Consider the following 25,030-nt stretch of genomic DNA (forward strand, 5'->3'; position numbering starts at 1 on the left):
GGAAGAAACAAAGGGTCCGGTTATGCGTAATATCAATAGAAACGGGAAGATGCGTCTTCGGGGGAGGACATTGCTGATGGGCGATCGGGCCAGATTCCGACCGGTGCATTTCATCCTGCTCCTGCTTCTGTTCCTGGTTTTCCTTGGCTGGCCGCCGGGAGCGGACGCTGCCCACGATCTTTCCCAGGATTGCTATAACTGCCACAACATCCAGACCGGCCAGGTCTGGGCCGGATCGTACTCGATCTGGTCCGGCAAGGCGATCGGCATGTCGCCGTATTCGCGACCCGTCACCTGCGACATCTGCCACTCCGACTACGGCAACCGGTTCAAGTCGACCAGCGAATCGCACCACCCGGTTCCGACCATCGGAGTCGGCGCGATGGTGAACGATTACGACAACGGCGTCCGGATCGATTGCCGGGACTGCCACAACGGGAATTCCGTAACCACCCTGACGCCCAACCTCATCCCCGATCTCGCCCCGACCGACTACCTGAGCACGGCGGGGAACACCGCGACGGACGGGTATCCCAACCACGACGTCCTCTTTCCGAACAACCAGGTCGTCCCGGGGGACAACGCGCACCTGCTGTCGATGCTCCTCTCCGCCGGGCAGCGCACCGTTTCCGGCTCTTCCGTCTACAACAAGGTCCCCTCCGCGAACCCCGCGACCGACTACGCTTTCTGCTTCGCATGCCACGACGGCAGCGCGAACACCGCCCGCGCGGTCAACGTCCGCCAGGACTACATCGACAAGGGGCACTACTTCAAGTCGACCGGCGGGGGGATCACCGCGGGGGACCGGATCCCGTGCTCGGACTGCCACGCGAGCCACAACAGCGCGACCAACGCCCGCCTCTTCGAGCCCGACAACACCACCTGGACGGGTGCCCGACCTTCCGGCTTGACGTTCGCCTCTCCGTACGCGCCCACCAACGCGGAGTACCGGGCGGTCTGCATCTTCTGCCACGAGGATTACAATTCCACGGATTCGGTGACCACGACCAAGCGGGTCAGAAACGTCGCTCCCGCCCCGCGGAAGTGGGGGGTCACAGGACACGCGGCGTCCGATACGCAGTCGTGCAAGCAGTGCCACAATCCGCACAAGACCCCGGGCGGCGGTCCGGACTGCCTCACCTGCCACACCGCCGGCGGCGCGGCGGGGGCCGTCTACGATTACATCGACGCACTGTTCAAGGGGGTCGGTTCCGACAACACCGCGACCCAACCGGCATCCGTCGGTTCGCTCACCTGGAGCCAGCACGGCGGATTCGTGTCCGCGGGCGGCGCCGCGCGGTTCATATACACGTCGCCCTACAACACGAAAGCGGTAAACGACTGCTTCAAGTGCCACGGCGACCGCCACAACAACACGTATTCCCTGATCGACGCGGACGGCGCCGATTCCTACGCGTACAGCGCCTCGCTGGGGATGCGGGACAACACGGCCTCCGGAATCGCCAACGCGAACGCCTTCTGCCTCACGTGCCACGACGGGAACGGCGCATCCGCGGACGTCCAGATCGGGAACGTGGCCCCTCCGAACGTCGCGGCGAACTATGCCGGCGGAGGCCACGGCCGTCCCCAGGCGTCGGGCGCCTACACCGTTTCCCAGAACAACCCGGCGAACCTGAAGTGCACCGACTGCCACGAGGTGCACGGCTCCAACCACGCGAAACTGCTGCCGGCGAAGAAAAACGAGGTCACGGCGAACTTCACGATCCCCTCTAACTTCCCCGAGAAGACGTTCCGCAGCGGCGGGAGCACATTGCTCGCCCGCGACGTCGACTTCACCGACTACTCCAGCCCCGCTTCCGGGAACGGTTTCGGCACGACCGGGGATCCGGGAGACCAGCGCGCTCCCGCCGGGGCGACCACCGGCTTCTGCGACGCATGCCACCGGTTCGCCGGCCGCGCCAACCGCGGCACCGACAACGTGACGGGCAAGACGCACACCCACGAGGGGATCGTCGGTGATCTCAACCAGTCGTCGCCGTCCCAGATGACGTTCACGAAGGATTGCCTCGAGTGTCACGACACGCACGGCACGACGAACCTCGAAATGGTCCGCACGACGATCAACGGGGTCACGCCGGTGACGTTCACCTCGCGCACGGGGGCGAACTCCTTCGACCCGGTCGAGGGCGGCAGCACGGCGAACGCGAACTCGGTGTGCACCGCGTGCCACCAGAATCCGACCGAGAACCCCGCCCTCAACGTGGACCACAACTTCCGCAGCTCCACCGTGAACCCGGACCACAACGAGGACACGAACTGCACGGCGTGCCACCCCCACGGGACCGCCGCCGACGCGAAGAAGTTCGGCTTCCCGCAGGCGGCGTGCAACTCGTGCCACGGGACGGTTTCCGACACCGCGGGGATGCCCGCATCCGGGGACACCGGGACGTACCACACCGACGCCAACAACGTGATCGGCACCCGGGCCGGGGACAACACGGCCCACAAGATCCACGTGAACTACCTGGTGAACAAGCGCGGCGTGGCGCGGAGCTCCTCCTGCTACGTCTGCCACGCCGGGGGCGGTTCCGGCGAGTCGGGCGGACACCCGGGGAACCCCACGAACAAGAATTTCAAGAGCGGCACGCAACCTTCCGCGGTTCCGTACCTCCAGGTCGCGCTCGACAACACGGGCGCGGTCTGGAACACATGGAACGGCGCCGGGTCGGGCCCGACGTACAGCGGCACCCCCGGCCAGGCGGCGGACAATACGAACGGCTGGAAGACGTGCTCCAACACGAAGTGCCATTACGCCCTGTCGCCGTCCTGGTCCGGAAAACAGCAGATCACGGCCCTGCCGGGCGTGATGACCGTGTCGACTCCCGACGCGCTCCCCGCCGCTGGAAACGTCCTCCAGGGTTCTACCAACAACGTGATCGACAAGATCCGCCTCCAGACCGATGCCTCGGGTACGGTCATCGACAACCAGTTCAAGGTGCGCATGGGCGTCGGGGCGACGGCGGTGTACGGGACCGACATCGCCCGGATCACCTTCTGGGAAGACGCGGACCTGAGCGGAACCGTGAACGGGGGTGACATCCAGATCGGCGGAGACGCGGTTTTCTCGGGGACCGACAACGGCTACACGGTTGCGCCGGTCTCCTACTCCGTACCCGCGAGCACCACGAAACAGGTGCTGGTCGTGGTCGACATCGGCGCGGCCGCGGTCAACGGACGCACCATGGCGTTCTCCACGGTAAACGGCGAGCTCAAGGCGTCGTACGGCACGATCAACGCGTGGACGACGTTCACCTCGAACACTTTCACCGTCGCCGCGCCGGGCACCCTCACCGTATCCACGCCCGACGCCTTACCGGCGGCCGGCCCCGTGATGGTGGGTTCTGGGAACAACGTGGTGGACAAGATCAACCTCGTTGCGAGCGGCGGGTTCTCGACCGTCACGGGCCTCAAGGTGAAGCAGCTGGGCACTGCGGTGAACTCGACCGACATCTCGGCCGTCACCTTCTGGCGGGACGTGAACTCGAACGGGACGCTGGAAACCGGCACCGATACGCTTCTCGGAGGCGCGGCCACCTTCAGCGGGGCGGATAATACTTACTCGGTGTCTGGGTTGTCGCTGACGGTTTCTTCCGGGGCGACGGAGCGGATTCTCGTGGTCGACAACGTGGCGGCGGGAGCCACCACCACGCGGACGATCCAGACCCAGGTGGTCGACGCCTCCTACGTGACCCTGTCCGCGGGGACGGTGGCGGGGACCTTCCCGATTACGGCGTCCACGGTACAGACGATCAGCAGCGGAGGGCAGCTCACGGTGACCACGCCCGACGCGCTTCCCGCGGCCGGGGACATCCGCGGCGCCTCGGACAACAACGTGGTGGACAGGATCACCCTCACCGCGGCTACGGCGAACGTGACGGTGAGCGGACTCTGGGTGAAGGAGCTGGGTACCTCGGCGGACGGATCCGACATCTCCGCCGTGTCCTTCGTGGACAACACCGCCGGAGCGGGCACCCTGCTGGGCACGGCGACGTTCAACGCCGCCGACAACACCTACCGCCTGACGGGGCTGGGTCTCACCGTGGTGGTCGGGACGCCCCGGACGATCGTCGTGATGGCGAACATCGCGAACGGAGCAACCGCGGCGAGGACCGTGCAGACCCAGGTGAACGACGGGTACGTCCAGGTTTCGACGGGAACGGTAAACGCCATCACCTCGTTCAGCTCGACGATCCAGACGATCCGGGCGCTCACCGGCAGACGATCCGGGCGCTCACCGGTCTGGTTATCACGGACACCGCGGGTTCGACGACGCCGGTGACGACGACGAGCCTGAGCGCGAGCGGTACGCACCAGTTCTACTCCACCGCGACGTATTCGAGCGCCGCGTTGAACCAGAACGTGACCACCGGTTCCGCCTGGTCGCGCGCCGGCACCGCGACGGGGAGCACCGTCGGCGCCGCGACCGGCTTCTACACCGCGGGATCGACGGCGGGGACCGACAACGTGACGGCCACCTACCGGGGGCAAACCGATAACACCACGGTGGACGTGACCACCGCCGCCGCGCGCACGTATTTCCTGTTCAGGCCGGGTGTCCAGACGAGCGTAGGCGCGGACGGCCAGATGCACAACGGTTGGACGAGCGCGACCACGTTTTCCCCGGCGCCCGGGAATACGGGAATGGCGACCTCGGCCTATTCGCCGACGCCAAACGGGTGGAACACGGCCGTCAACCTGAGGATCAATTCGACGGGAACCACGACGTACCTTCTGATGCGTGCGTATACGATGGCGAACTACGCATCCGCCAACACGATTCCGGCGCAGACCGTGAGCGGGCAGATCGGCCTTCGGAACGGGACCGGAAACGCGACCGCGTACCTGGCCCTCTACGATTACAATCCCGCCGGCGCCGCCGGGAACGGAACGCAGATCGGAGGCAATTCCGGAACGTTGAGCGTCACGGCAACCCAAACCAACTTCACTTGGTCGATCACGATCCCGTCCTCCTACGTGATTCCGGTCGGCCATCGGCTCCAGCTCCGGCTCTATTACACCGCGTCCGTCTCCGCGCAGAGCAACCGCGCATACATAGGGTCCACCACGGTCGGAACGAACAGCGGTTCGTTCACGATCACGGAGACCTCCACCGAAAACCTCGCTCCGCCCCGCACCACCGGCGGCGGCACCGCCATCGCCTGCAACACCTGCCACCAGTTCGGGCCGGATGACGCGACGGCGGGATACAAGGACAGCAGCCAGTACTACTACGCCCTCCCCGGTTCGCACGCCAAGCACGGCGTTTCCCTGACCGCGGGGACCGATCCTGTGGCGGACAACGCGATCGACACCTGCACGATCTGCCACCTGGCCGGGACCGGCGCGTTCGGCTCGGACCACATGGACGGAACCGTCGATCTGCGTTCCGGGTCGATCGGCACACGGACCGCCGGTCCGGCGTACGCCGACGACGGGACGTACGCCGGCGCCTCCCGGACCTGCTCGAATGTGTATTGCCACGCGGGACGTTCGACTCCGCAGGCCACCGGCCAATCGTGGGGATACGGAACGTCCACGTGCGGGGTCTGCCACGCGGTGACGCCCCCCTTCGGAAAGCACGCGCTCCACAACAACGGGAACGTGAACACTACGCCGTCGGACACCTCCACGGCGGGGAATTACAACTTCTCGTGCTACTACTGCCACCCCTCCGGCGCGGAGCATGTGAATTACCCGGTATCCGCGGTACAGGCGGCGCAGGTCTCCTTCTCCGGGACGCTCGGAGCGCAGACCCTGAGCGGCACCTATACCGCCGGCGGCACGACGGCCGGCTGGGACAACGTGGCGAGCCAGGGGCTCTCCTGGACGAACGGTTCCTGCGCCGTTTACTGCCACACGAACGGCCAGGGCGGGGCCGCCCTGGTCACTCCGACATGGAACCATTCGGGGTTCCCGACCGCGACGTGCGTCGGGTGCCACGACACGAGAGGCGCTGCGACGTCGCTGTCGACCCGCCACCGGAAGCACACAGACGACACCGCGACCACGGGGTACAACTTCTCCTGCGACGAATGCCACGCGACGACGGTGGCAAACGATTCGTGGACGACGTTACACGCGACGACGGGCCGCCCCAACCACGTGGACGGCAACCCGACGGTGCAGTTCAGCACGACGCTTCGGGCGACAACGCTCGCCATTTCCGGGACGTTTACACAGGGAGTCGACAGCTGCGCGAACACGTACTGCCACAGCGACGGGTCGAGCATCAAGAACGGCGGAACGATCCAGGCGAACTCGATCCGGTGGGACAACACCACGACCCCGCTTCCGTGCAACTCGTGCCACGGCGCCGGCGGTCCGGTCTCCGGAGCCCCGAACTACACGACGTCCGGCAGCCGCAGGAACAGCCATGCGGCGCACGCGTCGGTGACGTGCCAGACGTGCCACAGCCAGACGACGACGACCGGAAACACGATCACGACCGCGGCCAACCACGTGAACGGTACGTACCAGGTGAACGGAACGGGATTCACGTACGCCTTCAACGCCACGACCGGATCCACGTGCGCCTTCACGTCGGGCTGCCACAGCGGCACGGTGACGTGGGGGACGCCGCTGACCGGCGGATGCTTCGCCTGCCACACCGGCGCGGAAGTCGCGAACAAGCCGCTGGAGGCCGTGGACGGCGTGCCGAACCCCGTGGACAACACACAGTACAACGGCAACGGCCACGGGAACTCGACCGCCTTCACCTGGGACAGCATCGCCGGCCCGGCGTTCCTCTACAGCTATACCGGTACCCCGAACAGCGGCTGCTACGAGTGCCACAGCAGCGCGGCGAGCCATGTTCCGAAGAGCGCGGCGGACCCGTACCGGCTGGGCGCGTGGGCTTCGAACGTCGACGGCCTCTGCAACGACTGCCACGGTCCGTCGGCGACGAATCCGAACAAGGCGTTGAGCGCGCCGAACCTCGGAATCCTCGGTCACAACAAGGTGAACACGGGGTCGGCCAGGACGTGGCCGGGATCGTATGACTACAAGTGCGTCGATTGCCACGATCCTCACGGCGACGGCAACTACTTCATGGTTCGATCCGCCGTGAACAACCCGGTAAACTCCACCGACACGAACGCGGGGAGCAATTCCTTCGGCACGCCGAAAGACAACGCTCTCTCGAACGTCACGTTCACGAGCCTCGCCGGCTTCGCGGCGAACAGCTACGCCGTTTCAGGGACGGCGGACGGTATCTGCGAGGTGTGCCACAACCAGACCACCCTTTTCAACGCCAGCGGCTCCGACAACACCGGCACCCACGCGTCCCGCACCGGCCGCTGCACCTCCTGCCACAAGCACGATACCGGCTTCAAGGGATCGGGAGATTGCGAGGCGTGCCACAACAACGCCCAGGGGCCGAGGCGCGCGATCACGGCGGAATTCGGATACGCGTCGCACCACAGCCAGGGCGTCACGGCGGCCACGGTGACCAAGGTCACCTGCTCCCAGTGTCACATGGAAGCGAACGCGGACGGCTCGATGAGCACGACGTACCACAACAACGGCGCCTCTTCGCCGTACCCGATCGACCTGGTCGTGTACACGACATACCCTACGCGCGGAACGCCGGTGTCGATCACGAATCTTGCGCAGGCGGACCTTGCGCCCGCCAGCGCGCATTGCCAGTCGTGCCACAACGCGACGAACCAGGCCGCCGCGCCGTTCAGCGGGGAGGGCGACACACGCACACCGAGGGTGTATGCATGGGACGCCACGCCGGTGGGTACGAAGTACGGGGCGACGACTACCGCTCCGTTCGGGAAGGTGTCTTCCACGACATACAATGTGGTTCCGGCTGACCTGATCAACAAGGCGTACTCTCCACACGGCAATCTCGCGAACAACCACGGAGGGTACGCCACCAGCGGGGCATGGACGGACCGTTACGCGGCGACCAGCGGGACGGCGGCGCGAACCGCGGTTACGAACGTGGCGTGCCTGGACTGCCACAATTCGCACGGGTCGGGAGTGACCGGGGGTACCTCGTACGTCAGCCCGGCGTCGAGCTACACCGCGGCGACTTCCGCCCCCGGAAACGGCGGGATACTCAAGGACACCGCGGCGTACACCCCCGCCGCGAGCACGACCGCGGGAAACCTGTACAGCGCGCAGGCGGATCTCTGCTTCGACTGTCACCTGGGGGATGACGCCACCGCCCCGAGGAAATTCACGAGCTACCGCTCGCCCGCGCCGACACAGCCTGTGCAAGGGTACTACGACGCCAACGGTCTCACCGGGGCGACGCGCTGGGGAACCTCGCAGATTTGGACCGGCAGCTTCGCCTACAAATCCGCGGTGTTCAAGGGAGGCCACTTCGGGGCGAGCACGACCACGGCGAGCGGCACTTCCGCGCTCATGAAATCCACTCCCGCGGGGACGATCCTTGGCCTTTGCACGAAGTGCCACGATCCGCACGGGGTGGACCCTGCCGCGGCGAACGCGGCGTACCGGGTCCCGGCGCTGAAAGGGACGTGGATGACCTCCCCGTACAAGGAGGATCGGGCGGGGGATCTGGTCGGTGCGACCATTAACGACGCGAACACATGGTCCCCCTCGAACTCGTCGCGGTTTACGGGCACGCCCAAGCCGTACAGCGCGCCGCGGCAGAATCCGAGCTTCGCCTACAATCAGCCCGCCATCGTGGGCGGCGGATTCGGAACAGGGATCAGTGCTTCCACGTGGGGGAAGGGAGGAACGGGGTACAACGGATACTTCATCGACGACAACTCCTTCGGGAACAGCAAGATCAACGACACGACGTACCGCCCGTGGTCGACGGCGATCACCGGGACGTACGTGACCGCCGCGGTTCCCGGGCTGAACGACACCCAGTTCGCGGGGCTGTGCCTGAGCTGCCACCCGAAGACGGGAACGCTCGCCGCAGGGAGCATCGGGAGCGTACTGACCTCGACGAACGGCCCATACACGTACGACTACTCGGGCCGCGGTAACAATACTGCCTATACTAAAACGGTGACCGGCATCAACGACACGATCACGGTCCACCGCACGGTTCTCGGGTGGGACACGATCGCCACCGCGGCGAACCTGTTCAAATACTACATGACCCGCCAGCACGCGATGGTCTGGAACGGGGGCGGCGGGCAGGCCGTCCGGTCGATCAGCAGCTATACGACCGCTCCGGGAGCGTACCGCTGGTCGGTGAATCCCGGGACCACGACGCACGCTGCCAATTGGAACCCGTACACCGATACCGCCTACGACACCGGGAACTACACCCTGGCGGCGGGAGGCCAGCAGTCGGCCAATTACACCGACAACACGTACCACCGGTTCGTCTGCTCGAAATGCCACACGCCACATGTGGCGCGGCTTCCGCGGTTGATGAAGACGAACTGTCTCGATGTGGGGCCCAGCGCGACGCAGGCAACCTCGATCAACAAGCACGGAAGCACTTCCACGGCGTACACCGGCACGGGGTACACTTTCGGGGCGCAGATCGCCGATACGGACTCGGCCGGATTCAGCTACATGCCGAACGAGCGCCCGATGCACTGCCACAACCAGAAAAAGTCGAACAAGACGGGCGCCGGAGGGTGGAACACGGTCACGGGGTGGCCGTAACCTCACGGTAACAAAGGGAGATTCGTAACGTATGAATAAGGGCAAGATATTGCGGAACGGGGCGGACAAATGAAGAAGATCGCGGTAATCGGGATCGCATGGGTTGCCTTCCTGGCCCTGCCCGCGCTCCTTGTTCAAGGTAAGACGCTGGTCGAGGACGACTACACCAGCGTTGCGCATCCCGGGCGGGAGGCCGTCGGGGGAGAAATCACCGCCGACAACACGGGCAGGGGGTGGAAAGCCAGGGCGGAGGGGGACCACCTCCGCTACCTTGCTCCCGAGGGGACGTTGCCCGCGCGGGAGGGAACGGTGGAATTGGTGTTCCAACCTGGGTCGCTCGTCGGCCGGGGGTCGGAAGCACTATGCACGTTCGAGGGACCTGGAGGCAACGCGATCCTGACCCTCTATTTCTCGCGGGCGCGGCGTTTGGAAGGTAAAGACGTGTCCGTCCTTTGGCTCGACGCCGAGGCCGGCCGCACCAGCCCCTTCGGGGACCTGGTTTCCCTGGACCGGATGGTGGCTTCGGGGGAATCGGTAGTTCTTTCGCTGGCGTGGAGCGCGGGCGATCCGTCCTCCGGCGGATTCTTCCTGGACGGCAAGCCGCTGCGAAATTTCTACTCCATGTCTTCCGGAACTTTGCTTCGCACCGGGTCGGCCTCTTCCCTTGCCCGGTTGATCTCGGGCGTGGAGTCGGTCCGCCTGGGAACTGATGGACGGGGGAAACATCCCCTCGTGTCCAACGCGGTCCGGCGGCTGGCGGTCCATGACCGGAACCTCATGGCCTCCGGGTCGGGAAAGGGGGGAATCGACTCGGTCCGCGACGACTCATTCAAGATCGCCGGAATCTCCGGGAAACTCGTGGCGGGAGACACGGTGACCGTCGAACTCACCGCCCCCCCGGGCGGAAAGGCATCGTTCGACATGGGAGTCGCCCTTGGAATCCCCCTTGCGGAGGCGCCTACGGCGTCCGGATCCGGGGGCGGTTCCATCCCCCTCCTTTCCGCGTACACGGGGAGCTACGTAATCCGTCCCGGGGACGACTTCGAAAACGGGAGGATCATCGGACGGTACGTATCCGGGGACAACGTGGCGTCGGACCCGGTCACGAGCGCGTCGACGTGGACGATCGACACAAAACCGCGCGTCACCTTCGTGATCGACAGGAAGGACCTGTCGGCGGATTCCACGAGCAAGGCGCGGATCAAGCTCGTCGCGAAAGACGCAAACGGGAGCCCGGTGAAGGGGCGTCACCTGAAGCTGACGCTGGCGACCACCGATGAGTATACGGGTACCGTGGGCGCAGGCGATTTCGGCAAGGAGGTGGGCGCCACCGTGGAAACGCGGTGGCGGGGGGAGACCGATTCCTGGGGCGAGGTGGAGTTCGACTACAAGGCCGGGTTTGCCGCCAAGACGGTCGTCCTCACCGCGAAGGATCTCGATTCCGGCGGAGTCTCCGTCGACTACATAACGGCCTTCAAGGAAGCGTCGATCGACATCGCGTTGATGCCTCCTGCCAGTCGGGCCGCGGCCCGGCGAAGCGTACAGTACATCCTCAAGGTGGCGGCATCGCGGACGGAACTGACCGCCGACGGTCGAAGCCGGTCGGTGATCCGCGCGACCCTTCTGGACCCGAACGGGACTCCGGTGACGGGAGATCCCGTGCAGTTTACCCTTTCGAGCGCCAACGGGACGTTGCGGGCGGTCACCGGGACGAGCGATTCCTCCGGGACGGCCACGGCGGAGTATATAGCGGGCAAGAAGATCGGAATCGTGGTGGTTTCAGCGACCGCGACTTTGCGAAACGTCACCGGGAACGTGAGCATCACGCTCCTCTCGGACGCTCCGGCGAAGGTGATCCTGAAAGCGCGCCCCTCCACTCTGCCGGCGGACGGGACCAGCCGCGCCGACATCGGCGTCACGGTGACCGACATCAATGACAACCCGAACGCGAACACGAGGATCGAGTTTCGGATCGCCAGGGGAGGCGGGAGGCTCGATTCGCCGGACCGTCTGACCGATCGCTTCGGAGATGCCGCGAACCGGTACACGGCGGGTACGACCGCGGGAGTCGCGACGATCACCGCCACGGTCCGGTCGAAGACGCCGACGGAATCGGAACTCGCGCGCGCCAGAAACGTGCTCTTCGCCCGCTATTCGGCGGACGGCGACGAGATCCGGGTGGAGAAGTGGCTGAAGAAAAAGGGCGATACGGCGGTCAAGGGCGAGCCTGTAATGCAGTACACTGTGGGGCGAAGCCGCGATGTGCAGTCTATTACCGCCCCGTTCGACCTGCGGATCGATGAAATCCTCGTCGAATACTGGGACCGGGGGGAAATCGGGCAGACGGTGGCAACGGTCACTCCTGTCGTAAAATAGAGCAACGGAGTTCGTGCCGGCGGCACCGGTCCGCCGCAGGCGACGGTAAGACACGAGAAGTGAAAGGGCAGGGGCGGCGGTCGGGTTCCCATGACGTTCCTTTCGGCCGCGTTTTTCCTTTCCGGGGCGTCGGCGCTCCTGTTCGAAGTGTACTGGATCCGGCAGGTCACCCTGTCCATCGGGTCCTCTCCCGTCGCCTTCGCCGTCGTGTCATCGCTTTCGATCCTCGGTCTCGGCGTCGGAGCCAGGATGTTCCCCCGGGGGAATCCCGGGGGGAAGCGGCGCGCCTGGGTGGCGCCGGTGGCCTTCCAGTCGGGATTCGGCGTTTCGAACGCCCTTCTCTCCGGGCTTCCGTTTCCTCCGATTCCGTCCCTCCTCCTCTGTTCCCTGATCTCAGGTTTCGTCATCGCCGCCGTCATGGAAGAGCGGAGGCGGTCCCCGGCCGCGGATCAGGGAGCTGTCGGCTCTTTGTACGCGTCGAACTTCCTCGGAAGTGGATTCGGCGTCGCGCTCGGGGGATTTCTCCTCGTGCCTGCGACAGGGGTCTCCTCGACCCGGTGGGCGGCATTGGCGTTCAGCCTCCTGTCCCTGCCGCTTTACCTTGCCGCATTCCCGGGGGGATCGTCGAAACGGCTCGAATTGGAAACCGATGCACGACCCGCAGGAAAATTCGATCCCGTTCCATCCGCGATGGTGGCGGTCACCGGTGCGACGGGGATGGGAATGGAGATCCTGTGGGGCCGCTGGATCTCGCAAATGGCGGGCTCCTCGGTCTACACCTACTATTCGGTCCTCGCGGTCGCAATCGTCGCGTTCGGGGCAGGATGCCTCTCTCCACGCGTCATCGGGGGAGGGAGGCGATGTCTTTACGCCTATCTTTCGCTTGCGGTGGTTTATCCTCTGTCGCTGCTCGTCGCCTTGCTCTCATTCGGCGAATTCGGGGTGTCTCCATATCGGTACGTCGCCGCCTTGACGGGTGGAAGTCCCGGGCCGGCCGTCCTGTCGTTCACGATCGTCGTAATGTCCCCGATTCTCTTCGGTTCGGGGCTCTTCTTCTCCTTCGCGGTCGGCGGCGGACTGTCGGACCGTCCGCCGCAGCACCGGACGCTGTTCATGCTCAATTGTCTGGGTGCGTCGGCAGGCGCCCTCGTCGTGCCGTTTGCCCTCATTCCGGCCGTCGGCACCGGGCCGGCTCTTTCCGCGGTGTGCGCGGCGAACCTCATCCCTGCGGCGGCCGTGGCGCTCCGCGCCGAGATGAAAGATCGTCGTCGCTGCATGTGGGCCGTCCTCGCTTCCGTTCCCTGCGTTGCTGCGGCAGCCTTCTGGCTCGCGGGTCGTCCCGCGATCTTTCTCCTGCACCGGGAGGGCGTCGGACTCGCCGGGAATGATGCGCCGTGGGGCGCATCCCCCGAGTTTCTCGAAGAGGGGCCGTTCTCCACGGTGATCGTCGGGGGGAAGCGGGGGCACGAGGTGCTTGTAGTGGACGGAAAACCCGAATCGCACGCGCTCCGGGACCGGCCGACACAGACGATGCTTGCCCAGCTTCCCTACCTCCTGAAGGGGGAAACGTTACGGGATGTGCTCCTGATCGGGCTCGGAAGCGGGGCCACCTTGGACGGGATTCTCCTGCACTCCGCCCGCGCCGTCGACTGCGTCGAGATCTCCCCCGAAGTCGTACGCGCGGTTCGCGAAGGATACGGCCGCCGGTACGCCCCGGCCCTGTCGCGCCCGGGGGTTCGCATCGTCGTCGGTGATGGGCGGAGGTTCCTGCGGGATGCCGGGAAACGGTACGACCTCATCGTGTCCCAGCCATCCAACCCCTGGGTGATCGGCGCGTCCTCCCTGTTCTCCAGGGAGGCGTTCCTTGCCATGAGGCGCGCACTGGCGCCCGGCGGGGTCGCGGTAATATGGTTCCAGACATACGGCGTGTCGGCGGAGGATTTGCGCGTGGAACGCGACACGGTCCTGTCCGTATTCCGGGGCGTGCTCGCCTTCTCCTATTCGCCGGGAGACATCCTGTTCGTCTGCACCGCGGAACCGCTCGCCGTCGACGTACAAACGCTCAGGGACGGTCTTTCCGATCCGGCAATCCGGAAATACCTCCAACGGGAGGTCGGCATATCCACTCCTTCGGAACTCCTCGGGGGATTCCTGGGGGGCGCGAAGCGGGAAGGGACGCGGAACATGGAGTGGAACACCGACGACCTTCCCGTCCTGGAGTACCGCATGGCGCGGTCCTTCCCGTTTCGCGATCCGTATCCTCCGTACGCGGAGATCATCGAGCCGCTCCAGGCGCGGGTGGAGCGAATCGCCGGATTACCGCCGGAAGGGACAAGGAGCAGGGGGGAATTCTTCCTGGAGTGGGGGGAGGCAGCATCGACATTCGGCCTGGCCCGGTTCGCGGAGGATCTGTTCCGCGAGGCGGTCCGCCTTCGCGGGGAGGACAGTCGATCGTTGAACGACCTCGGCATTGTCCGGTTCGAACGGAAGGAATACAATGAATCATCCGACTTTTTCGAGGCCGCTTTGCGCCTCGATCCCGGGAACACCGTCGCCCGGGAGAACCTGGATGCCATCGGAAGGATGAGGCGAAGGTGACTCGAACGAGAGCGCCGTTCCCGCTCCATCTCGGAATCCTCGCCGGGGTTCTGCTCCTCTCCCTTTGCGGTTGCCTGGGGGGTGGTTCCGCCGGGGTGGATCCCCCCGGGACGATTACGGGCACCGTTTCGATTCCCTCCACCGGGAAAACGGCGGGCATCGCTGTCCTGTTGCCCGCCCTCCGCCTGAAGACCGTCACGGACAACACGGGGGCGTTCACCTTCGCGAACCTGCCGGCGGGTCCGTACACGGTCCAGGCGGAGGACAACGCCTACCGGCTGCAGGACCGGAAAACCGTGACGGTGAACGCCGGGCGGTCTTCAGGCGTTGTATTGACGCTCGTGCCGGATAACACGATCGGTACGGTGGTCGGCTCGGTTCCACGATCCGCGCTCGATCCGTCGGGCAGGACCATCACCGCTTCGGTGCGGGACAACTACCTTTTCCTGGGAGATCACTTCGGCGGGGCGCCGATCGTCGATGTCGCCGACCCGCGGAATCCCGTCGTTCAATCGATCATCGGGCCGATCTCCATCCTGCCTCGTGGAACGACGTACATGACGTACCCCACGGAGGACGGGGACCATCTCGCAATCGTGAACAATATCGACGGGTTCCTGTATTACGACATCACGGACAAGGCAGCGCCGATCCTGTTGCGGCAGGTATACCTGGTCGACAATGCGATCGGCGGGATCGATCCCGCCAGCCTGACCGACTATCCATATGCAGTACCGGCCGGGAAATTTGTCCTCTACCCGCAGTCCGTGACGGGCAAGGGAGACACCCTCTACGTGGCCGGCATGGACGTGATCCTGATCTACGACATCTCGAACCGCGCGAACCCTGTCCAGACCGGAGCGGTGGACAGGACGCGGATTGCCGGGGACGGCGCCGATATCCACATTCACGACAACACCCTGCTGTATTCCGGCTCCGACCTGGTGGTATTCGATATCACGAATCCGCGGGCTCCTGCCCGTCTCGGCTCGTACACCCCCGTGGGCGGATGGTCTCCGACGGGAGCGGCCGGATTCGGAAAGATCGTCGGAATGTCGACGATCGGCCATTTGGGACTGGGCATCCCCGGCATTCAATTCATTAACGTCACCGATCCCGCTTCGCCGTCGGCCCTTGCCTCGTTCCCCGCCATTTCCCAAGGGATGGACTCCTCCTGGGATGGCTACTTCTACGCGGGAACCGACAATTCGATGACCGTGTACAAGGCGGACGAGGCGGCCATGAGCATCAGCGAGATGTACTCGGTGCCGGTGGTGGAGGATTACGCCATGAACGTGGCGGTGTCCGGCGACTATGCCTACGTGTCGGACAAGACGAAAGGGTTGAAGATCGTCAAGATCAAGTGACGTCCCGTTCACTTCCGCCCCATTGCTCCCGGGGCGGAAACGTTCCGGTCGCGGACCGTTCCGAGTCTGGCCGCCCGGCGCAAATCCTCCGCTCCGCCCTCCGTGTCCCCGGCCCCGTTTCTTGCGATTCCTCGCAGAAAATACGATTCCGCGTCTCCAGGTGAAAGCGCGATTGCCGCGGAAAGGGATCTGACGGCTTCCGCGTACTTTCCCTCCGCACCCTGGACCTCGCCCAGCCGCCGCCAGGACTGGGGATTCCCCGGCGCGTATCTTGTCGCCCGCACCAGGTACTCCTCGGCCTTTCCCGGATCTCCCGCGGCGATGTGGCATTCCCCGAGATTGTGAAGAGCGGGAGCGTAACTTCCGTTGACGGAGAGGGAAAGCTCGAACGCACGGATTGCTCCATCGAGGTCTCCCGTTTCAAACCGGATGATACCCAACTTCGCGTAGGCGTCCTCGGAAGGGATGATCCGGATCGCCTCCCGGAGCTGTTCCTCCGCTCCCGGGGCGTCTCCCCATCCCTTGTAAAGGAGTATCCCTGCGAAGTACCGGGCCCAATAGTGGTCGGGCGCCGCGGCAAGGGAGTTGCGGAGCGTATCCGCCGCCTCGTCCCGCCGACCCAGAAACAACGATCTTTCCGATGACATCCTGTGCATGTCGGAAACCAGTTCCCGGGTCCGATGATCCGGTCGGGGACCGGACGTCCGAAAGAAGGGTGTCGTGATGAACCGATCGCTCCGGAGATCGGGGAGATTCCCCGTCTTTGCCATGGAGAAGCCGTGGAGGAGTCCGAACGGGATGGAGACCTCCTCTCCGCCGGGGGCGTAGGGAGCCACCTGGTTGCTGAAATAGAGCTGCCCGGCATGTTTTCTCGATAGGGTTCGATCGATCTCCTTTCGTATCCGATCCTGTTCGGCGGGAAGGTCCTCGCCGTAAGCGGCGTTGTAATCGGTCCGGAAGAGGCGACCGCTGCGGCCGTACAAGGCCACGTCCTCCCGGTATCCTTCGACCAGGCGGAAGTAGAGGAGGGGGAACGTCGGAACGTCGTACTCCGTCGCCAGGGCGGATGACGGCGGAAGGGGATCCAGGAGATTGAGGGTGTATGCGTGCAGTTGCAGCGCTTCGGATCGGTCGGCCCGATCCCGGTTCGCGCGGATGGTCGCCGCCACCAGAAGAGCCAGGACGGAGAGGCAGATGGCTCCGGAAACGCGGCGGAAGGCCGCACCGGGTCGTCTCGCGGCGAATGCGGCGACCCATTCCCATATCTGCGCGGCGCCGAACGTGCATGCCAGCGCGAGCATCGCGTACGTTCCAAGGAACTTGTTGGAGCTGATCCCGAGAAAAATCTCCGGACTCGGATCGTTCAGGAGGAATATCGTACCCGCGGCGGGGAGGAGAAGCAGCATGAGGAACGCAGGAAGAAGATCGAGTCGGAATCGCCGCCAGAGAAGCCATGCTCCCGGCGGAAGGAGGAACGCGAAGGGCCACGGCCATTGCCCGCCGACGAGCCGAACGAGGTCCACTGTCCTTCGAAGAAGGCGTCCCCAGGAAAAATCGAGGGAAGGCCTCTCGGAGTACTGGGTCCAGAAGATATGACCGATGAAATTGGCGGCGGTTGATACTTCCCCCCAGTTCAGCGGCGGTCCGGTCGCAGCCCGCAGGGGAAGCAGAAGGAACAGGGACCAGCCGGCGGCTCCGCAGAGGATTGCATGGGGAATCGATCGCGCGGCGGCCCTCCACCCCGTTCTTCTTGCGAAGAGGAACGCGATTCCCGGAAGCGCGAACAGGATGAAATAGTGGATCCCCAGCATGAATCCGAAAAGGAACGCCGCGGAGCAAATGCGGTGATGATCGCGACGGGATCTTTCGGAACCGCCGATACCCGGAGGGACGGGAGGTGCCTGCGCGGCCAGCAAGAGGAGCAGCATGAGGCCGAATAAGTGGAGCGTATATACTTCCGCGGATCCGGATTGCGCCCAGATATCCGCGGAGAGGACCATCAGGATGGCTCCGAGAATCGAAGGGGCCGCGAGGCCGGTGACACGGAGCGCAAACAGGGCGAATACGGAAGACGCCGCGGCGGTCCCGATGGCAGACAGCAAGTTCAGACGGAACGCGGTGTTTCCGAGCGGGAGGAGTTCCGCGATCTTCCCGAGGACGACGTAGTGCGGGTACCCGGGAGGGTGGGGGATCCCGAGGACGTGGGCGGCGGCGGTGAACTCCGGGCTGTCTCCGGGATAGATCGATGGCGCAACGGTGAAGGAGAGCGCCCCCATCGCCGCGACGAAAGGAACCAGAACAACGGCGAGGAGGCGCCTTCGCTCATCCACGGTCGGACACCATCGCCATTATCCGTGCCGCCACCCGGGCCTTCCGGATTAGTTCGCCCGGTGAACCGATGGACAACATCTGCCGACCCACGTATTTCCAATTCAGATAGAACTCCCGGTAGGCGCTCCGCAGGCACCGTTCCAGTTCCGCGGAAGGAATCCCGGAAAACAGGTGGTTGTGTACGGGAGCGGAGTGGAGGCCGTGAAGCGCATTCTTCCCGATGTAGGTGGAGGAGCGGACTCCGCAGTTGCGCTCGAGGTCTCCGTACAGCTCGGTGCCGGGGAAAGGGGTGCAGATCGACATGGTGAAATAGGTCGGGCGAATCTCCCGAATGAGGCGGATCGTCTCCTGGAAGTCCGCCGGCGATTCTCCGGGAAGCCCGACCATGGTATGGGAATGCGTGGATAGTCCCGACTTCCGGCAAGCCTCGAAAGCGGCCACGGTATCGGCCACGGAGATCCCTTTCCGGATCCGGTCGAGGACCGGCTGGCTTCCCGACTCCACCCCCATCCGCACGAGGTGGCATCCGGCGGACCGCATCGCCCTTGCGGCCTCCTCATCGATCATATCCACCCGGGTGCTGCATATCCATTCGATCCGGATGCCCAGGCGGGATATTTCCGAACAGATCCGGAAGAGCCGCCGTCGATCCCCCGTGAACAGTTCATCCCGGAAGAATACCTCCCGATACCCTTCGTCGCGGACGACGCGCAGCTCGGATATGACGGACTCCGCGGACCGATATCGGGCTCTCCCCCCGAAGAATCCGGGCGAGGAGCAGAAGGTGCACCGGCCGAAGCAGCCGCGGGACGTGAACATCGTGGTGAAGCGCCGATGCCGCACGACCGGATTGAAGTACCTCCGGCTGTCCGGCAGCAGTTTTCGATCGGGAACCGGGAGGGAGTCCAGGTCCGGAGATGGCCCGGTGGTTTCCGGGAGCTCGACGACCCCGCCCCTCCTCCGGCCGACTCCGGGGATCTCTCCGAACCGGTATCCACCGTCGGTGAGGGATCGGCAGAGGCCGGAGAGGGCCGTCTCCGGCTCTCCGCATACGATGTAATCGATGCCGTCCCGGGCCAGCGCCTCCGCCGGCTGGAAGGTAGGAAAAGCACCGAGAAGAACGGTACGGGCGCCGGTGTTCGACCGCATCCGCCGGAGAAACGGGACGTCGATTTCCGCGCTGAGAGGCGAGGAAACGCAGATCAACAGGTCCTCCGGTGAAAGACGCGCTGCGACTTCCGACTCGGAGAGTCCTTCCGCCGGCGCGTCGGCGATCCGTGCGGGAATCCCTTCGCGGAGCAACATCGTCGCCATCTGGGCGAGGGGGACGGGGGGGAATTCGATGCCGCCGACCCTCCTGCCGCCGCACCAGCACCCGTGCATCAGGTCCCGGACAAGTCCCCGGTTTCCCGGCAGCGGGGGATTAACGAACAGTGCGCGCAACGATTTTCCCCCTCGATGTCTCCCGATTTCCCACGAGGCAACGGTAGGAGATTTCCTGCCCGCTCGTCTCGAATCCGAGGTCCACATTCACCGTGCCGCCGGTGCGCCACGCATCCGAGATGGCCGCCGCGGTATCCCCGGAGAGGATCGGGGGAAGGGAGAGCTCGAGCTCGGAAAACATCTGGGACGAGGGATGGTTCGAGGGTCCGCCTCCCGGAACGGTGTACAGCTCCGTTCCCCGCGCGGCCCGTGAAGCGTCGAGGGAGTCAAGGATCCGGATGGTTCCGGGTAGAATATCGATCCGACGGCGAAGGCGGGCCGGTCCGGGCGCACCGGGGCCAAACGCGTACGACTTGATCCGGGTTTCGATCCATCCTCCCGCGCCGAACAGTCGTCCACCGGCGAGACAGGACGAAACCAGCCGCGCGTGCCGACTTCCCCCGGGGAGGGATCGGAAGGTGGCGGACCCCTCCACCGCATCTCCGGCCGCATGAAGGAAACTCCCGTCCCAGTACGGAATGAAGATTTCACGCCGGGAGCGGAGACAATACGTGTGCCCGATCCATATCGTCCGGTGCAATGTGTTCGAAAACACCGCGATCCCTCCCCTCCTCTCCTGGAGGTGAACCCGGAACGCATCACCGGAGAACACCCGCACCCCCCCCTGTTCCCTGTGGGACGATTTTGGGACATCCTCCCCGGGTTCGACGACCGCATCGGAGCAGCGAAAATGGGCGTCCACGTAAGAGGGGAGGAAAAAATGGGCGGTATACCGCCGATCGGCAGTCGACGGCGTCGGGATCCTCCCCTCGAAAGCCGCGAGGCGGATCCGGCGCGCGACACGCCGGGCGGCCGGCTCCTCCTCCGCCCAGCGTTCGATGGCGTAGGGCACGATGAAGTTCGTTCCGCGCCATGAAAGCGAGGAAGGGCTGGAGCCGTCGGGCAGGACGGAGGCGTCGAGAAATTCCAGCCCGGACCGGATCGCGTCCCGGACTCCCCGGAGTCCGCGGTCGAAGCAGCGCGTGAGGGAATCCAGCGTCAGGGATTCGTACCCCGGATCGGGCCCGCCGTACTCGGAAGTCCATCCTTCCCGCGTGCGCCCGGACAGGATCCTTTCCAGGAAGCGGTCCCTGGATCGGCCCCACCGGGATCCGAGGAGGGAGCAAGAGTTGTGGAAGGCGAGAAGCGCGGCGGCGGACTGGTTCCCGGGATGGGATTCCTTTACGCGAGCCATCCAGGCGGCGGCGCGCTCCAGAACGGCAAGCACGCTCCGCCTTCCGGCGGAACCGGAGGGATCTCCCGGTTGCAGAAGTACTTCCGAGAGATACGCGGAAAGGTACGCCGTAGCGCAGAAACTCGGCTGGCCGGGATACCATTCGGGGAAAGAACCGTTTTTGTTCTGCCGCGATGCGGTAAAGACGAGTGCCCCGCGAAGCAGCCGGAGGAGTTCGTCGTTCCGATGATACGGATTGCCCCGTCCGTCCTCCGACCAAAGACGGGCGAGGGGATAGACGGCGCACTGCAGGGTCGCCGGGTGGAAATCGCCGGCGAAACGGTAGAGCCAGGACTCCCGATTGAAGCTCCCCTCCAGCAGGGAGCCCGGGGAACGGTCGAGATCCCCGAGTAGGCGATGCAGGGCGGGGGTGATATGATCCCAGTATGGTGTTGCGGGAAGGCTCATCTTATCGGGTGTACGTCGTACCCGCCGTGGCGGTTACTCTCATTGCTCTCATCTTCATCATAATACGTTTGGAGCGGGACTCTTCCCGGTATTTGCGGCTCGGCGACCAGTCGGTCCGCAGCGGGCGGACCGCGGAAGCACTTTTCTACTGGAAGATGTCCCTGCTGATGTACGTGCCGTACTCACCCGCATCCCGTCAGGCGGGCGAACGGATAAGGGCCACCGCGGTGGCGTCCCTGGAGAGGGGGGATGTCGAAACCGCAGCGCGTGCCTTCGGGTACCTGAGATCCGGTCTCCTCGGGATCCGGCACATCGCGCAACCGATGCCCGACCTGCTTCTCGACGCGGAAAAACATCTCATCGTTCTTCGGCCTTCCGTGTCGCGGGATACGGAGGATTCAAGGTTCCGGCCGGGAGGATCCGCCCTCGCGGGTACGGCACTCCTTTGCGCCGGATTTCTCGCGTGGCCGATATCCTTTTTCTGGATGCTGCACGGCTGGGGGAAGTTCGGCCGACCGCTCCAGCCGCGTTATGCGCTTCCCGGTACGATTTCACTCCTGATGCTCGCCGCGGGTGCCTTGCTCGCCTGAGGACTTCGAATCCGGTTACGGTTTCGTAAGGACCGCCACTCCCAACGTGCCGAAACGGGACTCCTTCCCGGCGTCTCTTCCGAGTCGCCGCTCCATCCAGCCGGCGAAACGGTTCTCCGGCACTTCACGGTGGAGGTAGGTCCGTCCTCCCGATCGACGGTACTGCTGATAAAGTCGGAAGAATTCCGGGAGGAGCGGGGGAACCGGGAACCTTCGGTGGATTTTCACGCGGAATCCCGCATCCCGGGCGTGGCGCGCGACCGTATCGGGGCGGACCGGCCGGTACGGGCCGAAGAAGGAGTGGACAGCCGTCTTCCGAAGGTTGTCGCCGCGGGACGCGAGCAGGAGGCGGTGGAGGGCCCCATACAGGGAGGATGATATCCGGAATACGACCAGGAAGCGGCCTCCGGACCGGAGCAACCGCCAGATCCGCTCGAAGAGACGCCGGTACTCCCGCTCCGGCAGCCGCTCGATCCGGAATATCAGCGTGGCGTTGTCGAAAACGCCGTCCGGAAATGGATCGAGCCGTTCGAAGGTTAGGAATGATGCCTCGGGAAAGGTCCGCGCCAGCGTTTCGCGGGAGTACCCGGATGTCTCCTCGGAGAGGTCGGCGAAGGTGGCCAGGCACTTGACGGGCCGAAAGAACTCGAGTGAAGAATGCCCGTCGTAGGAGAACAGGTCCAGGCAGGTTCCGCCCTCCAGCGGGAACAGGGATCGGGCCTCGGAGATCTCCAGGGGGGAGAAGATGTCCTGGGGGGTACCTTGAATGGTCTTCCCGCACTCCAGCCGCTGGTGTGTCCGGATCTGCTCCAGGTTCCAGCGATCGGCGTCGTGGGTCAGCGGATAGGCAGGCGCTTCGGAAAAGCGTCCCCAATGGGTTATCTCCTCGATCGGCTTCCTGGAGGGAGGGGGAGGGGCCTCGTCCGGATATCCCGTCAGAACGATCGATGTCAGGAAATATTCCGGCGGGTAACCGAGGATCTTCCGGCAGCGGGCCTCGTTCCCGAAGGAGTTGAGCCAGAGCGCACCCAGTCCCTGGTTCCCCGCCTCGATGAGCATATTTTCGATTGCGGCGGAAGAGGACTGGAATCCTTCCGCCATGTTTTCGTTCCTGTACAGGCATGCGATCGCGACGGGCGCCTCCTTCAGCAGGCGGGACGCTCCCGCATCCCGTACGAGCGCGGCTCTCGCTTCGGCATCTTCGATCACGATGAAGTGCCAATCCTGGCGGTTGCATGCGGAAGGCGCGATCCGCGCGGCTTCGAGAAGCGCGAGGATTTTCCCCCGTTCCACGGGCCGATGCCGGAATCGGCGTACGCTCCTCCGGTTCCGAAGGAGTTCGGATATCGGCGGGATCCTATTTTCCGGCGACATAAAACTGGCGCAACCCGAGATCGGAAAGACCGAGGGCGTTCATGGCAGGTGCAATCCGCTCCGCGAGGGAAAGGAGTGCCCCGCACTCGACGGGGAGAAAGAGGGTCCCTTGATGCTCGCGCAGCCGGAATCCCGCCGCCGCCAGCATCCGCTTCACCTCCCAGGAGAAATAGAACCGGTGGGGCCCCTCCCCGTGGTCCGCTGTCGCCCGTTCGTATAGGCGTTGGGGGAGTTCCATGACGGCTGTCGGCGCGCTCAGGATGAGGATCCCCTCGGGACGGAGCGCCCGGAAAAGACCCGAGAGAAACGCTTTCGGATCGGGGGAGTGTTCCAGCGTTTCCAGGCTGAGGAGGAAATGGAACGGTTCGCGGAACCGCATCGTTTCGGGGGTCAGATCCGTCATTCCGAACGATTCGAGGGGAAATTTCTTCCGGCTGATCCCGATCATCACCTCCGACGCCTCCAGGTTCGCGATCTCCGCGTCCGGCATCCGTTTTCTCAGGTAGGGGAGAGCTTCCCCGGTGCGGGACCACACATTGAGGATTCGGAGCGGACGAATGCCGTCCAGATGCCGCCCGTGGATATTCCAAAGGTCTATCGCCTTCCGGAATCTCTGGTGGTGGATCCGACGAACGCGGTCGTTCGAATTGTCGTATTCGTCCCCGACGGCGTCCCAGTGCGCCCGCACCGCTTCGATGGTGAATCCGGCCATCTCACCCCCTCCGGTCGATGAGATCGGCAAGTACTCCGATTGCTCCCGTAAGAAGGAAGGCCACCCAGACGATGACCGTCTTTTCCGTGATATCGTTTAAATGGATGATGTCGTAAAGAGTAAGGGTCACCGCGGAGGCGCCCGCGGCGAGGCACAAGGGAAGGAAGAATTTCAGCGGGTCGAAATGGACCACGGTTCGGACGATCAAGTGGAGGAAAAGCACCGTGTCGCGGAGGGGACGGATCTTGGAGACGCCTACCCTCGGGTGATAGGGGATGGGAACATATGCGACCCGGTAGGCGTTCATCAGGAGCGCCAGCGTGATCGTGGAGGTCAAGGAAAATCCGTCGGGGAGCATGCGGAAAAATTTCTCCAGCAGCTCCTTCCGGATGATCCGGAGGCCGGAGTTCAGATCCGGAATCGGGTGACGTACCAGGCGATGCGCCAGGGCCCGGATCATCCATTTGCCTGCCCTCCGTCCGAGGGAGGGACCCGCCCCGCCGCCCGGCCGGGCACCGACGACCATGTCCGAGTGAGGAAGTTCCGCGATGATTCCGGGGATTGCCTCCGCCGGATAGGATCCGTCGCCGTCGATCAACAGGATCCACGGGTGCCGGGCGGCCCGGAACCCCTTCTTGATCGAGTATCCGTATCCCGTGTTGACGGGGTTGTGGATCACCCGGCAGCAGGGGAGGGAGACGGCGTCAAGGATGGCCCCGGTGGCGTCGGTGGAACCGTCGTCGACGATCAGGATCTCGTACGATTCCGTGCAGCTTTCGAGAATGCGCTGAAGCCGGCGGAGCGTGTCCTCGATGGCCCCCTCCTCGTTGTAAACAGGGAGGATGGCGGATATGTTCCTATCCGGAGTATCGGATGCCAAGGGGTCGCAGGGTGACTTTTTTTGCTTCATGTTACACGGGATTCTCCTTTCGCG

The 25,030-nt window shown here is 64.6% G+C and carries 13 protein-coding genes; 7 read left to right on the forward strand and 6 right to left on the reverse strand.

Annotated elements, in window-relative coordinates; translation table 11 throughout:
* Nucleotides 1-103: 103 nt before the first annotated feature.
* The 5 genes from HZB86_01110 (at nt 104) to HZB86_01130 (ending at nt 15,965) form a co-directional block, all read left to right on the forward strand.
* Nucleotides 104-4,300, forward strand: coding sequence for a hypothetical protein (locus HZB86_01110; GenBank protein ID MBI5904147.1), 4,197 nt, complete (start codon nt 104-106; stop codon nt 4,298-4,300).
* Nucleotides 4,297-9,624 carry a CxxxxCH/CxxCH domain-containing protein gene (locus HZB86_01115; protein MBI5904148.1) on the forward strand — a complete coding sequence of 1,776 codons (5,328 nt, stop codon included), beginning with the start codon at nt 4,297-4,299 and terminating at the stop codon, nt 9,622-9,624. The genes HZB86_01110 and HZB86_01115 overlap by 4 nt, the downstream gene beginning before the upstream one ends.
* Nucleotides 9,625-9,693: 69 nt before the next feature.
* The gene (locus tag HZB86_01120; protein ID MBI5904149.1) at nt 9,694-12,000 is read left to right on the forward strand and encodes an Ig-like domain-containing protein; all 2,307 of its coding nucleotides are present in this window, start codon (nt 9,694-9,696) and stop codon (nt 11,998-12,000) included.
* A gap of 90 nt (nt 12,001-12,090) precedes the next feature.
* On the forward strand, nt 12,091-14,598 hold the full coding sequence (locus HZB86_01125; GenBank protein MBI5904150.1) for a hypothetical protein: 2,508 nt from the start codon (nt 12,091-12,093) through the stop codon (nt 14,596-14,598).
* A complete protein-coding gene (locus HZB86_01130) occupies nt 14,595-15,965 on the forward strand; it encodes a carboxypeptidase regulatory-like domain-containing protein (protein MBI5904151.1) in 1,371 nt (456 codons plus the stop codon). Before HZB86_01125 ends, HZB86_01130 begins: the two co-directional genes overlap by 4 nt.
* A gap of 8 nt (nt 15,966-15,973) precedes the next feature.
* Here HZB86_01130 and HZB86_01135 read toward each other — a convergent pair whose 3' ends face one another.
* Genes HZB86_01135 through HZB86_01145 form a run of 3 tightly spaced genes read right to left on the reverse strand, consistent with a single transcriptional unit; the run spans nt 15,974 to nt 21,006 of the window.
* Complete coding sequence (locus tag HZB86_01135) at nt 15,974-18,295, reverse strand: DUF2723 domain-containing protein (GenBank protein MBI5904152.1); 2,322 nt, start codon at nt 18,293-18,295, stop codon at nt 15,974-15,976.
* Entirely contained in the window at nt 18,288-19,739 is a 1,452-nt protein-coding gene (locus HZB86_01140) for a radical SAM protein (protein MBI5904153.1), read from the reverse strand. The genes HZB86_01135 and HZB86_01140 overlap by 8 nt, the downstream gene beginning before the upstream one ends.
* Nucleotides 19,720-21,006, reverse strand: a complete 1,287-nt coding sequence (locus HZB86_01145; GenBank protein MBI5904154.1) for a hypothetical protein — start codon at nt 21,004-21,006, stop codon at nt 19,720-19,722. Before HZB86_01145 ends, HZB86_01140 begins: the two co-directional genes overlap by 20 nt.
* A gap of 36 nt (nt 21,007-21,042) precedes the next feature.
* Between HZB86_01145 and HZB86_01150 the strand changes: the two genes are divergently transcribed.
* Both HZB86_01150 and HZB86_01155 read left to right on the forward strand, forming a co-directional pair.
* Nucleotides 21,043-21,366: a hypothetical protein gene (locus HZB86_01150; GenBank protein ID MBI5904155.1), complete on the forward strand. Its 324-nt coding sequence runs from the start codon at nt 21,043-21,045 to the stop codon at nt 21,364-21,366.
* A gap of 122 nt (nt 21,367-21,488) precedes the next feature.
* Nucleotides 21,489-22,010 (forward strand): hypothetical protein, encoded by a 522-nt coding sequence (locus HZB86_01155; GenBank protein ID MBI5904156.1) that lies wholly within the window; start codon nt 21,489-21,491, stop codon nt 22,008-22,010.
* A 15-nt stretch (nt 22,011-22,025) separates the two neighbouring features.
* Here the strand turns inward: HZB86_01155 and HZB86_01160 are convergent, their stop codons facing one another.
* The 3 genes from HZB86_01160 to HZB86_01170 are packed head-to-tail and all read right to left on the reverse strand — an operon-like array spanning nt 22,026 to nt 24,976.
* Nucleotides 22,026-23,384: a nitroreductase family protein gene (locus tag HZB86_01160; protein MBI5904157.1), complete on the reverse strand. Its 1,359-nt coding sequence runs from the start codon at nt 23,382-23,384 to the stop codon at nt 22,026-22,028.
* The gene (locus tag HZB86_01165; protein ID MBI5904158.1) at nt 23,368-24,096 is read right to left on the reverse strand and encodes a methyltransferase domain-containing protein; all 729 of its coding nucleotides are present in this window, start codon (nt 24,094-24,096) and stop codon (nt 23,368-23,370) included. The genes HZB86_01160 and HZB86_01165 overlap by 17 nt, the downstream gene beginning before the upstream one ends.
* 1 nt (nt 24,097) lies before the next feature.
* Entirely contained in the window at nt 24,098-24,976 is an 879-nt protein-coding gene (locus HZB86_01170; protein ID MBI5904159.1) for a glycosyltransferase family 2 protein, read from the reverse strand.
* Nucleotides 24,977-25,030: the final 54 nt, after the last annotated feature.

The sequence above is a fragment of the Deltaproteobacteria bacterium genome, assembly GCA_016234845.1.
Lineage (GTDB): Bacteria > Desulfobacterota > Deferrimicrobia > Deferrimicrobiales > Deferrimicrobiaceae > JACRNP01.